Annotated in this window: 1 pseudogene; it reads right to left on the bottom strand. The window is 65.9% G+C overall.

Annotated elements, in window-relative coordinates:
• A pseudogene (locus EN818_RS34205) lies at nucleotides 1-176 on the bottom strand (aldo/keto reductase); the annotation flags it as partial.
• Between the last annotated feature and the right edge of the window lie 114 nt (nucleotides 177-290).

Genomic DNA, 290 nt, shown 5'->3' with positions numbered 1-290 from the left:
GCTGGCGCTGGTGAATGGGTGAGCGACGGCAGTTCCTCGGTATAGCGCTTGCCGACCACTTTGTCGGGCGACAGCGCATCGCCGATGGCCGCGACCTCGGCGGCGCTCAGCTCGATCCCGGCAGCCGCGGTGTTCTGCTCCAGGTGCCGTATCTTCCTCGCGCCGGGGATCGGCACATACGCCTATATCGGCTGCGCCAGCCTGATCGGCCGCAAGACGCCCAAGGGCGCGGTGCTGGAAGACGATGCGGCTGTGGCAAATTATCTTCTGAACGAAGGGCGAGTGGCGTC

This window comes from Mesorhizobium sp. M3A.F.Ca.ET.175.01.1.1 (genome assembly GCF_004791945.1).
GTDB lineage: Bacteria > Pseudomonadota > Alphaproteobacteria > Rhizobiales > Rhizobiaceae > Mesorhizobium.
The sequence above is the reverse complement of the archived record's forward strand: the minus strand, read 5'-3'. Positions and strand labels throughout refer to the sequence as shown.